The 11,759-nt window shown below is 65.8% G+C and carries 13 protein-coding genes; 6 read left to right on the top strand and 7 right to left on the bottom strand.

What is annotated here, in order from left to right; genetic code table 11:
* The 4 genes from ACE3SN_RS13635 to ACE3SN_RS13620 all read left to right on the top strand — a co-directional run.
* The coding region (locus tag ACE3SN_RS13635; protein WP_374530883.1) for an SPFH domain-containing protein at positions 1-765 on the top strand (765 nt) is incomplete at its 5' end.
* Between the two features lie 8 nt (positions 766-773).
* Positions 774-983 carry a toxin-antitoxin system HicB family antitoxin gene (locus tag ACE3SN_RS13630; protein ID WP_374530881.1) on the top strand — a complete coding sequence of 70 codons (210 nt, stop codon included), beginning with the start codon at positions 774-776 and terminating at the stop codon, positions 981-983.
* The gene (locus ACE3SN_RS13625; protein ID WP_374530880.1) at positions 976-1,227 is read left to right on the top strand and encodes a hypothetical protein; all 252 of its coding nucleotides are present in this window, start codon (positions 976-978) and stop codon (positions 1,225-1,227) included. Before ACE3SN_RS13630 ends, ACE3SN_RS13625 begins: the two co-directional genes overlap by 8 nt.
* A 46-nt stretch (positions 1,228-1,273) precedes the next feature.
* Positions 1,274-2,227 carry a right-handed parallel beta-helix repeat-containing protein gene (locus ACE3SN_RS13620; RefSeq protein WP_374530878.1) on the top strand — a complete coding sequence of 318 codons (954 nt, stop codon included), beginning with the start codon at positions 1,274-1,276 and terminating at the stop codon, positions 2,225-2,227.
* Positions 2,228-2,230: 3 nt separating this feature from the next.
* On the opposite strand, the gene ribA is transcribed toward ACE3SN_RS13620, so the two are convergent.
* The 5 genes from ribA to ppk2 form a co-directional block, all read right to left on the bottom strand.
* Complete coding sequence (gene ribA, locus ACE3SN_RS13615; protein WP_374530877.1) at positions 2,231-3,289, bottom strand: GTP cyclohydrolase II; 1,059 nt, start codon at positions 3,287-3,289, stop codon at positions 2,231-2,233.
* Positions 3,286-4,077 carry an exodeoxyribonuclease III gene (locus ACE3SN_RS13610; RefSeq protein WP_374530875.1) on the bottom strand — a complete coding sequence of 264 codons (792 nt, stop codon included), beginning with the start codon at positions 4,075-4,077 and terminating at the stop codon, positions 3,286-3,288. The genes ribA and ACE3SN_RS13610 overlap by 4 nt, the downstream gene beginning before the upstream one ends.
* Positions 4,078-4,530: 453 nt before the next feature.
* Complete coding sequence (locus tag ACE3SN_RS13605) at positions 4,531-5,190, bottom strand: outer membrane lipoprotein carrier protein LolA (protein ID WP_374530873.1); 660 nt, start codon at positions 5,188-5,190, stop codon at positions 4,531-4,533.
* Between the two features lie 42 nt (positions 5,191-5,232).
* Positions 5,233-5,400, bottom strand: a complete 168-nt coding sequence (rpmG, locus tag ACE3SN_RS13600) for a 50S ribosomal protein L33 (protein ID WP_058736926.1) — start codon at positions 5,398-5,400, stop codon at positions 5,233-5,235.
* Between the two features lie 139 nt (positions 5,401-5,539).
* Positions 5,540-6,319 carry a polyphosphate kinase 2 gene (ppk2, locus tag ACE3SN_RS13595; protein ID WP_374530870.1) on the bottom strand — a complete coding sequence of 260 codons (780 nt, stop codon included), beginning with the start codon at positions 6,317-6,319 and terminating at the stop codon, positions 5,540-5,542.
* A gap of 104 nt (positions 6,320-6,423) precedes the next feature.
* Between ppk2 and phhA the strand changes: the two genes are divergently transcribed.
* Positions 6,424-7,365, top strand: a complete 942-nt coding sequence (gene phhA, locus ACE3SN_RS13590) for a phenylalanine 4-monooxygenase (protein ID WP_374530868.1) — start codon at positions 6,424-6,426, stop codon at positions 7,363-7,365.
* Between the two features lie 158 nt (positions 7,366-7,523).
* Here phhA and ACE3SN_RS13585 read toward each other — a convergent pair whose 3' ends face one another.
* Positions 7,524-8,333, bottom strand: a complete 810-nt coding sequence (locus tag ACE3SN_RS13585; protein ID WP_374530866.1) for an undecaprenyl-diphosphate phosphatase — start codon at positions 8,331-8,333, stop codon at positions 7,524-7,526.
* Positions 8,333-10,108 carry an ABC transporter transmembrane domain-containing protein gene (locus tag ACE3SN_RS13580; protein WP_374530864.1) on the bottom strand — a complete coding sequence of 592 codons (1,776 nt, stop codon included), beginning with the start codon at positions 10,106-10,108 and terminating at the stop codon, positions 8,333-8,335. Before ACE3SN_RS13580 ends, ACE3SN_RS13585 begins: the two co-directional genes overlap by 1 nt.
* A 256-nt stretch (positions 10,109-10,364) precedes the next feature.
* Here ACE3SN_RS13580 and ACE3SN_RS13575 point away from each other — a divergent pair, with 256 nt between their 5' ends.
* Positions 10,365-11,609, top strand: a complete 1,245-nt coding sequence (locus ACE3SN_RS13575) for a polyhydroxyalkanoate depolymerase (RefSeq protein ID WP_374530862.1) — start codon at positions 10,365-10,367, stop codon at positions 11,607-11,609.
* Positions 11,610-11,759 lie beyond the last annotated feature (150 nt).

Genomic DNA, 11,759 nt, shown 5'->3' with positions numbered 1-11,759 from the left:
AGCCAGGCCCTGTTCTTCGCGCTCGGCACCTTTGCCCAGGCGGCGGCCCTGGTGATCATTGCCAAGGGTTTCTACATGATCCAGCCCAACCAGGCCGCCGCGATCACGTTGTTCGGCTCCTATCGCGGGACCGACCGCGAGCATGGCCTGCGCTGGGTCTGGCCGTGGATGGGCAAGACCAAGATCTCGGTCCGCGCCAACAACGTCGTCTCGGAAAAGCTCAAGGTGAACGACCTGCGCGGCAACCCGATCGAGATCGCGACCAATGTGGTCTGGCGTGTCGCCGACACCGCCCAGGCGCTGTTCGACGTCGACGACTACAAGGCCTTCGTCGAGGTCCAGATCGAGGCCGCCGTGCGCTCGATCGGCTCGCGCTATCCCTATGACGACATCGAGCACAGCGAGATCACCCTGCGCGGCAGCCACGACGAAGTGAACGCCGAACTGCGCACCGAACTGCGCAACCGTCTGCACGTCGCGGGCCTGACGGTCGACGATTGCGGCCTCACCCACCTTGCCTATGCGCCGGAAATCGCCGGAGCCATGCTGCGCCGGCAACAGGCCGAAGCCGTGATCAGTGCCCGCACCAAGCTGGTCGAAGGCGCGGTGACGATGGTCGAAATGGCGCTGCACCAGCTTTCCGCAAAGAACGTCGTCCATCTCGATGACGAGCGCCGCGCGGCGATGGTTTCCAACCTGATGGTGGTGCTGTGCGGCGAGCGTGACACCCAGCCGGTGGTCAACGCGGGCACGCTCTACCAGTGAGCTAAGTGATGGCGTCCCCGGGCAAGAAAGCGTTCCCCCTGCGGCTCGATCCGGCGCTGTTCGCAGCGCTGGAACGGGCGGCGGCGGCCGATTTCCGCTCGGTCAATGCCGAGATCGAAGTGCTGCTGCGCGATGCGCTGACGCGCCGCGGGGTCAAGCTGGCCCCGGCGGAACCGGCGCGGCGCGGGCGGCCGAGCAAGGATGACAGCAATGACTGACGACACCAACGACGGCGCCTGGTTCGCGCCCAAGACCAAAGGCTACGGCTCCGGTTTGCCGATCGCGTGGCAGGGCTGGGTCATGCTCGCGCTCCATGTCGGGATCATTGCGCTGGGGGTGGCCCTGCTGAAGGGCCACGTGATGGCGACGATGATCTGGGCAATCGGCTTTTCGCTACTGCCCATGCCGTTCTATGCAGCCAAGACGCGGGGCGGCTGGAAATGGCGCTGGGGCCCGAAGTAGGCCACTCTTTGCGTGATCTTAACCCGCGCCAGTTAAGCCGCGCGGCATGATCAAGCCTGCTCACATCGCCCTGGCAGGTGCGGCGCTGGCCGCGCTCGTCATTCCCTTCGGCATCGCTGCGGCGCAGTCGGCCGCGCCCTATACCGTGGTCGAGACCGGCCGCAGCTATGGCCGCCTGCAAGATGCGGTGAACGCAATCGGCGGAGGTACCGGCACGATCCGGATCGCGCCGGGCCGCTTTGCCGACTGCGCGGTGCAAACGAGCGGAAACGTCACCTATGCGGCCGCCACGGCGGGCCAAAGCGTGTTCGACGGCGTAACCTGCGAGGGCAAGGCCGCACTGGTGCTGCGCGGCACCTCGGCCAAGGTCGAAGGGCTGGTCTTCGCCAATATGCGCGTGCCCGATTTCAACGGGGCCGGGATCCGGCTGGAGCACGGCAGCCTGGCGGTCAGCCAATCGTGGTTCCGCGACAGCCAGCAAGGCATCCTGACCGGCCCCGTTCCCGACGGGGTAATGACGATCGACAAGTCAACCTTCACCCGGCTTGGCACCTGCGACGGGCCGGGCGGCTGCGCCCATTCGATCTATGCCGGGGATCTTGGCGCGGTCACCGTCACGCGGAGCCGGTTCGAGGCTGGGCGCGGCGGGCACTACCTCAAGAGCCGCGCCGCGAAAATCGCCGTGCTGGGTTGCAGCTTCGACGATTCCGCCGGCCGCGCGACCAATTACATGATCGACCTGCCGGGCGGCGCCGCGGGCCGGATCGCGAACAACTGGTTCGTGCAGGGTGCGAACAAGGAAAATCACTCCGCCTTCATCGCCGTTGCCGCCGAGGGCAAGGCCCACAGCTCCGCCGGGCTGGTGATCGAGGGGAACGACGCCCGCTTCGCCCCCGGCGTGAGCTGGGGCAGCGTCTGGGTGGCCGACTGGTCGGGCGAAGTCAGCCGGATCGGCACCAATGCCTTGGCAAGCGGCCTCACGCGCTACGAGAAGCGCTGATCCTTACTTGAGAATGTGCCCGGTGCGCTCGCGCTTGGTCGCGAGGTAGCGTGCGTTGTGCGGGTTGGCGGGCAGCTGGTGCGGCACGCGTTCAGCCACGTTGACGCCCGCGCCGCGCAGGGCATCGACCTTGGCCGGATTGTTGGTCATCAGCCGGATCGCACCGACGCCAAGCAGGTCCAGCATCCGCGCCGCGACGGGAAAGTCGCGCGCCTCGGTGGGCAGGCCGAGCCGGTTGTTGGCATCGACCGTGTCGAACCCCTGATCCTGCAGGCGATAGGCGCGCAGCTTGTTGATCAGGCCGATCCCGCGCCCTTCCTGCCGCATATAGAGCAGCACGCCCCACCCGCCCGTCTTGGCTTCCTCGGCCATGGCGCGCAGCGCGGCGTCGAGCTGCGGGCCGCAATCGCACTTGAGGCTGCCGAGGATATCGCCGGTCAGGCATTCGGAATGGAGCCGCACCAACGGCGCGCGGTCGCTGCGCTGTTCGCCAATCACCAGCGCGACATGTTCGCGCAGGTCGTCGGTGGAGCGGAAGGCGACGATCTCGGAATCCTCGGCGGCCGCCACCGGCAGGCGCGCGCGGGTGGCGATGACCAGGCTGCCGGTTTCCTTCCATGCGGCAAGATCGCTGCTGGCAAGGTCGTGCACTTCGCCAAGCGGCGCAGGATCGACCATGAAGGCGGGGAGGATCCCGGCGAGCCGCGCCAGCTCCATCGCGACCACCGCGGCGTCGTGCCAGTCAAGCTGTTCGGCCAGGAACGGCCCCTTCATCGGGTAATCGAGGTCCTGAGCGGGATCGGCCAGGGCACGGGCCAGGGCGAGATCGAACGGTTCTGCCCCACGGATCAGCACCGGCGCCTCGGGCACGGCGGCTTCGCGCTGGTTGGCGAGTTTCAGTGTCACCGCGCGCGCCGCCGAGATCAGCATCCGCCGCGCGCGCGAATCGGCGCCGAACCCGGTTTCAGCCGGCAGCAGCGCCGCGCCGCCGTCGATCCGCACCGGCCAGCCATGGCGCAGCGCATCGATCGCCAGGGCGGTCCGGCGCGCAGCGCTGCTCAAAGATCGAACTCCGTTACCAGCGGCACGTGATCCGATGGCTGATCCCAGCGGCGGGTTTCCTCGACGAAGCGGTGGCTGCGGGACTGCGCGGCGAGCTGCGGCGAGGCCCACATATGGTCGAGCCGCCGCCCCCGGTCCTTGTCCTGCCAGTAGGTGCGATAGGACCACCAGGTCCAGTTCCGCTCGGGCGCGGGAATGTGTTTGCGGCCAAGATCTTCCCAGCCATGCGCATCGCGGAAACGCCACAGCGCCTCGATCTCGATGGGCGTGTGACTGACTACCTTCACCAGCGCCTTGTGATCGTAAACGTCACAATCGAGCGGGGCGATGTTGAAGTCGCCGACGATCAACGTTGGCGCATCGAGCCCGTCCGCCCAGCGGGTCATGCGTTCGAGGAAATCGAGCTTCTGGCCAAACTTGGGATTGGCCTCGCGGTCGGGAATATCGCCGCCCGCCGGGATGTAGACGTTTTCGAGCACCAGGCCTTGCCCGGGGCCAAGCAACTCCACCCCGACATGGCGCGCCTCGCCATTGGCCTGCCAGTCATGGCGGGAGAGCTCACGGAAGGGAATCCGGCTGACCGTGGCAACGCCGTGATAGCCTTTCTGCCCGTGGACCGCGCGGTGGGTATAGCCCAGCGCCTCGAACACCGCGTGGGGGAAGTGCTTCTCTTCGGTCTTGATCTCCTGCAGGCACAGCACGTCGGGTGCCTGCTCGGTCAGGAAGCGGGCAACGGCATCGGCGCGCAGGCGGACGGAATTGATGTTCCAGGTGGCGATAGAAACCATGCACGCTGCTTTAGGTGCGTTGCCACGCGGGGGCAATGGCTGAGGCTGCGGGAGCGACGGCGCACCCCGCCAGCCCCACCCCCCTATTCTGAAGCGGAGGGGCTTTGGCCGGAGCGAGGATGGTTGCCGCCGAGAACCGGCGCGCGGCGACCATGCTGGTCGTGAGCAGCGGGAGCGCGGGTGGCGGCCATCCGCTGACCGGCATCAGCCGATCCCGAGGCGAAAAGAAAAAACCCTCGGTCCGGGGGCAGTGGACCGAGGGTTCATTTGTGCGTTCGTCACGCTAGACGGGCGGCCTATTTGGAGGCTTGGGCAACAGGGGGGAAACCCGCCTCAGGTCGCGCCGTCGAACTAAGATTTAGGCGTTTTTGGCTTGCTGGTGAATGAACGAATGCGGCAAGATTGTCGCAATTTGTCGCAGCAGCGGCACATCCCGCGACCAGCCGTTTGCCCTCATCGACGAGTTGGTGTGCGCGGGTCGTTGAAGCGGAATTCCTTGTCAGAAATCGCCATCCCGTACTTATGATTCGTCAGCGTCACGCGGGTCCGGGTGTTCTGCGCATCGAGCGCGGCCCAGCTGGTCAGTTCGAGCCCGCCTGGAGCCGAAGCCTTGCGCACGAAGACCAGCGTGATCACGCCGTATTCGGGGTGCTCCTTGTCGCGCACCTCGATCACGACGAGGTTGCCGTTCTCACTCGGCACGAGCTTGCCGTACCTGGCGACATCGCGCTTGGGATCGAGCAGCGCGCCGAGCGGACTGTTCTTGATCGGCCAGCGCTGCACCTGGCGGACCTGGTAATCGATGAAGGTCAGCGCCGAGCCATCCGCGACAATCAGGAAGGGCACGCCCTTTTCGTACTGGAAGCGGATCTTGCCGGGGCGCTTCAGCGTCATCACGCCGCGCAATTGCTTGCCGTTGCGGTCGGTCTGGACGAAATCGGCGCGCAAGGTGGAAATGCCGCGCAGCGCGGATACCGCGCTGTCGAGGTCGCTCGGTGCGGCCTGTGCGGCGACCGGCGTCGGGGCGATAAAAGTCGCGGTGGCAGAAACGACAAGCGCCGCCGAAACGGCGGCACCTGCAAGCGATCGAACAAGGGAAGTCATCGGGTTCATGGCCAGACTGCTAGTCGCAGCGGCTTGAACTCGCAATGAACCTTACTTGATCTTGGCTTCCTTGAACTCGACATGCTTGCGCACGACCGGGTCGTACTTCTTGAAGCTCATCTTTTCGGTCGTGTTGCGCGGATTCTTCTTCGTGACGTAGAAGAAGCCGGTGTCGGCGGTCGAGACCAGACGGATCTTGACGGTTGCGGGCTTCGCCATGGCGGTTTCCTGTAACTTTCCGATTCGGCCCGAAAGCCGTTAAAAACTGGCAGGGCGGCACGCACGGCCGCCCCTCAAGGCCCGCGCCAATGCGTCAGCGGGGCATGAAAGTCAAGGACGAGCTTTGTCCAATCGCCCCTCAATCGGGATCATAAGGCGCGATCGGGGCCAGAACGCCGAAGGATTCCTCTGACGGAGCATGTCCGAGCGGCTTCATGTCCAGCGGCTCGGGATCGATGGCGGTATCGGGCAGCCGGTCGAGCAGATTGCGAATCAGCGTCAGGCGGCCGCGGTGCTGGTCGTTGAAATCAACCAGGGTCCAGGGCGCATGGGCCGTGTGAGTGGCCTTCAGCATCGCCTCGCGGGCCTGGGTATAGGCATCGTACTTTTCGCGCGCGGCGAGGTCGATCGGCGAGAGCTTCCAGCGCTTGAGCGGATCCTCGAGACGCTCGGAGAGGCGCTCCTCCTGCCGGGCCTGGTCGCTGGTCAGCCAGTACTTGAACAGCAGGATCCCCTCGTCGACCAACAGCTGTTCAAAGCGCGGCGCATGGTCGAGGAACGCGGCAACCTGCGCCTCGGTGGCGAAGCCCATGACCTTTTCCACCCCCGCGCGGTTATACCAGCTGCGGTCGAACAGGACGATCTCGCCGGCGGCGGGCAGGTGCTCGACATAGCGCTGGAAGTACCACTGGGTCTTTTCGCGGTCGGAGGGTTTGGGCAGGGCCACGGTGCGGCACTGGCGCGGATTGAGTGGGCGCGCGACCGCCTGGATCGCCCCGCCCTTGCCCGCGGTGTCGCGGCCTTCGAACAGCACCAGCACCCGCGCACCGGTTGCCTGGACCCAGCGCGCCATGGCAACCAGCTCCTCTTCGAGCGGTTCATAGAGCTTTTCGAACTTCTTGCGCTTCAGCGGCTTCATCACCAGGGCCTCCATTCCCCGCCAGTCTGCGCCGCGCTGCGCCGGCGTGCAACCGGGGACCATTGCCCGCACTGTCCCTCGATGATATAGTTGCATCCGAAACCATGTCAGACACCGACGCCTTGATCGAAACCGACTTTACCCGGCTGCCTCAGCCGGACGCTGGGGTGTTCACCGCGCCGCTGCGCCGCCCGGCCCAGGTCGGCGAGGACTGGCTCGAGCCTGCCCAACGCGTCTACAGCGCCGCGGAACACCGCATCTGGGACGAGCTTTACGCCCGGCAGATGGAAGTGCTGCCCGGCCGTGCGGCCAGTGCCTTCATGGCGGGGCTCGACAAGCTTGACCTCGGGCGCGGCGGTGTGCCCGATTTCACGCGGCTATCGGCCGAACTTGGCGCGCTGACCGGCTGGAGCGTGGTGCCCGTGCCGATGCTGATCCCCGACCACGTGTTTTTCTGGCACCTCGCCAACCGGCGTTTTCCGGCGGGCAACTTCATCCGCAGCCGCGAATGTTTCGACTACATCCAGGAACCGGACGTGTTCCACGACGTGTTCGGCCATGTGCCGATGCTCGCCGATCCGGTCTATGCCGACTACATGCAGGAGTACGGCCGCGCCGGGTGGAAGGCGATGCGCCACAATCGGCTGAAGGCGCTGGGCGCGCTCTATTGGTACACGGTGGAATTTGGCCTGATCCTCGAGCCGCAAGGCCTGCGCGCCTATGGCGCGGGGATCCTCTCCGGCCCGAGCGAGGCGGTGTTCAGCCTTGAAGCGCAAAGCCCCAACCGGATCATGCTCAACGTCGACCGGGTGATGCGCACCGATTACGTGATCGACGACCTGCAGCCGACCTATTTCGTGATCGAAAGCTTTGCCGAGCTCTACCACCAGACCGTGGAACGCGATTTCGACCGGCTCTATCGCAGCCTGCCCCCCGGCTTCACCTATGCCAACAGCGCGGTGATCGACGTCGACGACGTGCTGCACCGCGGCACCCAGGAATACGCCCTGCGCGGAGGGCGTGGATCGGGGGCTTTGCCGGTTTAAGGGGGGCTCACACGAGGGCAGGAAGGCACGAAGGGGTCACGCTTGCGGCGAAGCCGCCCTCATCAGCCAAGATTCGACCATGTCGAAGAGCTGTTGGCTGAACTGCGCCTGCGGCGCGGACCGCCTTCTTCGTTCTTCGTGCCTTCGTGTGACCCAAATCACATCGACAGCAGGAACACCGCCGCAGCCCCGGCCACGATCCGGTACCAGGCGAAGGGCGCGAAGCCCGAACGGCTGACATAGGCGACAAAGGCCTTGATCACCGCCAGCGCGACCACGAAGGCCACGACGAAGCCGATGCCGATCTCGCCCCAGCCAACCGGACCGGCGCCCGAAACCAGGGCGGCGCGGTTGTCCCACAGCTCCAGCGTCGAAGCGCCGAGCATGGTCGGGATCGCGAGGAAGAAGCTGAATTCGGCCGCAGTGCGCCGGTCGATACCCATCGCGAGCGCGCCCATGATCGTTGCGCCCGACCGGCTGACCCCGGGGATCATCGCCAGACACTGCAATGCGCCGACGCCAAGCGCCTGCTTCATGGGCAACTGGCCGAGCCCGACATAGTCGCCCGGCTTGGCAAAGCGTTCGACCACGAGAATCGCAATGCCGCCCGCGATCAGCGCCCAGGCGACGACCATCGGGCTGCCCAGCAGCACGTGGATCTGGTCCTTGAACGCGAGGCCCAGCACGACCGCAGGGATGAACGCCACCAACAGGTTCGCAACGAACCGGATCGCCAGCGCTTCGAGCCGGATCAGCCCCATGCCTACCGCCCAGAAGGTGCGCCAGTACTGGACTACCACGGCAAGGATCGCGCCAAGCTGGATCACGACGTTGAACACCGCCCAGGTATTGGCATCGTAACCGAAGATCTCGGACGCGAGGATCAGGTGCCCGGTCGAGGAGACCGGGATGAATTCGGTCAGCCCCTCGACAATGCCGAGCAGGATGGCGGTAATCGTAAGGTCCATCAGTTCGCCTCCGCGGCCATGTCGAATTGCAGCGCGGCGAGCCGCGCATAGAGGCCGCCGGCGCGGCTGAGGTCCTCATGCGTGCCGGTCTCGACGATCCGGCCCTTGTCCATCACCACGATCCGGTCGGCCGCGCGCACGGTGGCCAGGCGGTGGGCGATGACCATCGTGGTGCGGCCCTGCATCAGCCGCTCAAGCGCGTCCTGCACCAGTCGTTCGCTTTCGGCATCGAGCGCGCTGGTCGCCTCGTCGAGCAGCAGGATCGGCGCATCGCGCAGGATCGCGCGGGCGATCGCCACGCGCTGGCGCTGCCCGCCCGAAAGCCGCGCGCCGCCTTCGCCCAGGAACGTGTCGAGCCCTTCGGGCAGTTCGCGCAGGAAGGTTTCGGCATTGGCCGCGCGGGCCGCCTCCCAGATCGCCTCGTCACTGGCCCCCCAGTTGCCATAGCGCAGGTTGTCGCGCGCATTGGCGGCAAACAGCGTGCCTTCCTGCGGCACCAGCGCCATGCGGCGGCGGACTTCGGCCGGATCGACCGAGGTCAGCGGCACCCCATCCAGCTTGATCGTGCCCGACTGCGGATCGTAGAACCGCTCGGCCAGCTGGAACAGGGTGGACTTGCCCGCGCCCGAAGGTCCGACGATGGCAACAGTCTCACCCGGTTCGATGGTCAGCGAGAAATCGGCGAGGGCGGGCACTTCGAGCCGGGTCGGGTAGCGGAAATTGACGCTTTCGAACGAGAGCTTGCCGCGCGCCGGGCTGGGCAAGGCGAGCGGCCGCGCCGGCGGAGCGATGGCGGGTCGTTCGCTGAGCAGTTCGGCCAGGCGGCTCGCCGCCCCGGCGCCGCGCAAGAGATCGCCATAGACTTCGGTCAGCGAGCCAAACGCGCCGGCCACGATCCCGCCCGCAAGGACGAAGCTGGCGATTGTCCCGCCGCTGACCGAGCCATCGGCCACGCTGATCGCGCCTTCCCACATCAGCATGACGATCCCGCCCATCACCAGGATGATCACCACCGAGGTCATGATCGAGCGGATCAGGATGCGGCGCCGCGCCGTGGCAAAGGTGCTTTCGACCACGCCCGAAAAGACTTCGCGTTCATGGTCTTCCTGGTTGAAGGCCTGAACCACGCGCATTGCGCCGAGCACTTCGGCGGTACGCGCGCCGATATCGGCGACCCGGTCCTGGCTGGTGCGCGAAACATTGCGCAGCCGCCGCCCGAACCAGGTGATTGGTATGACTACCAGCGGAATCCCCAGCACCAGCCCCGCGGTCAACTTGGGCGCGAGGTAGAACAGGTAGGCGACCCCGCCGACCGCGGTAATCGCATTGCGCAGCGCGACCGAAACCGTGGTGCCGACCACCTGTTCGATGATCGCCGTGTCCGAGGTCATGCGCGAGGAGATTTCCTTGGGGCTGTTCGCCTCGAAGAAGGACGGGGGCAGGCGCAGGAGATTCGACTGGACCTTGAAGCGCAGGTCACCCACGACGCGCTCGCCCAGCCAGCTCACGAAATAGAACCGCACCGCCGTCGCCAGCCCGAGCACCGCGACGATCATCAGCAGGTAGCGGAACGAGTGGTTGATGACATCGAGGCTCGCGCCATTGCCGAAGGCATCGTCGACGATGACCTTGAACCGGGCGGGAATCGCGATCGTGGCCGAAGACGTGGTCAGCAGCGCCAGCAGGGCGATTGCGACTTGCCTGGGATACTTCGCAGTCTCGCGCCAGATCATCGCCAGCGGCCCAAGCGTGCGCGCGGGGGGTGGTTCCTGCATGGCGGAACCTGGAAGCTGGTCTTGGTTCTCGCCGGGTTCGGCAGACTGCGACGGGTCGGCGCTAGCGGGGGCAGAGCTCATGGCGCAGCGCCCTAGCACAGTGGAGCCGCCACGTAAGGGACAATTCGCAACCGTTGTGCATCGCGGCACGAAATTGTGCGTTGCACAACGCGAAAAATGGGGCCACGATGCTGGCTAAAGAAACCGGCAAGCCGGCCCAAATGCCGACCAGGCCGGAACGCAGGGAACCATCATCGTGCTCTACACCGCCTACGAACTCCAGCGCTCATGGCTCAATGCCGCCAGCACCCTCGCATCGGTAGGCGCGCAGTTCCTCAACAATCCGCAGTTTTCCTTCGGCGCGAACAGCCTTGCCCCGGTCATGGCCTCGGCGCTGGAGGTGTTCGCCCACGCATCGGCCCATTACGGCAAGCCGGCTTTCGACATTGAGACGGTCGAAGTCGACGGCGCGACCTATCCGGTCACCGAGGCGATCGTGGTGCACCGCCCGTTCGGCAACCTGCTGCGCTTCACCCACCCGGGCCTGCCCGAAAACGCGCCGCGCCTGCTGATCGTCGCACCGATGAGCGGCCACTTTGCCACGTTGCTGCGCGGCACCGTGGCGCGGATGATCGAACGGTGCGAGGTCTACATCACCGACTGGGCCGACGCGAAGATGGTCCCGCTGAGCGAAGGCGAATTCGATCTCGACGACTATATCGATTACCTGATCGGCTTCCTTGAACACATCGGCCCGGGCGCGCACATGCTGGCCGTGTGCCAGCCCTCGGTGCCCGCGCTGGCCGCGACCGCACTGCTCAATGATGCGAAGCATCCGTGCCGGCCGCTGACTTTGACCATGATGGGCGGTCCGATCGACACGCGCGAGGCTCCGACGACGGTCAACGATCTGGCCATGCAGCGCCCGATCGAATGGTTCCGCCACACCGTGATCGGCACCGTGCCGCTGCAATATCCGGGCGCAGGGCGCGAGGTCTATCCCGGCTTCATGCAGCTTGCCGGGTTCATGAGCATGAATCTCGGCAATCACATGCTCAGCCACTACCACATGTTCAAGCACCTGGTCGCAGGCGACGGCGACAGCGCGGACGCGACCAAGGCGTTCTACGACGAATACCGCGCGGTCTGCGACCTCAACGCCAAGTACTACCTCCAGACGGTCGAGGAGGTGTTCCAGAAGCACTCTCTGCCCAAGGGCGAGTTCGTCCATCGGGGCCAGCGCATCGACCTGGGCAAGATCACCGACACGGCGATCCTCGCGGTCGAAGGCGAGCGCGACGACATTTCGGGGATCGGCCAGACCAAGGCCGCACTGCATCTGGCGACGGGCCTGGCCGAAGCCAAGAAGAAGTACCACCTGGCCCCGGAAGTCGGCCACTATGGCATCTTCAACGGCAGCAAGTGGCGCGAAAAGATCGCTCCGGTGCTCGAAGCGTGGATTGCCAAGCACGACCGGGCCAAGCTGAAGGTCGTCGCCTGATCCCCAGGCCGCGCCCGGTAGGACGCGGCCCGATCAACGCCGGTCGAGATCGGGGTCGAGCGTCAGCCCCGGATCGAGCTGCACGCCGAAACTGTTCAGCAGCATCGAAACCTGAGTGTACTGCCCAACGGTGAAGACCAGGTCCATCCG

This window comes from Novosphingobium sp. (assembly GCF_041915465.1).
Taxonomy (GTDB): Bacteria; Pseudomonadota; Alphaproteobacteria; order Sphingomonadales; family Sphingomonadaceae; genus Novosphingobium.
This window is presented reverse-complemented; position numbering and strand designations above follow the sequence as displayed.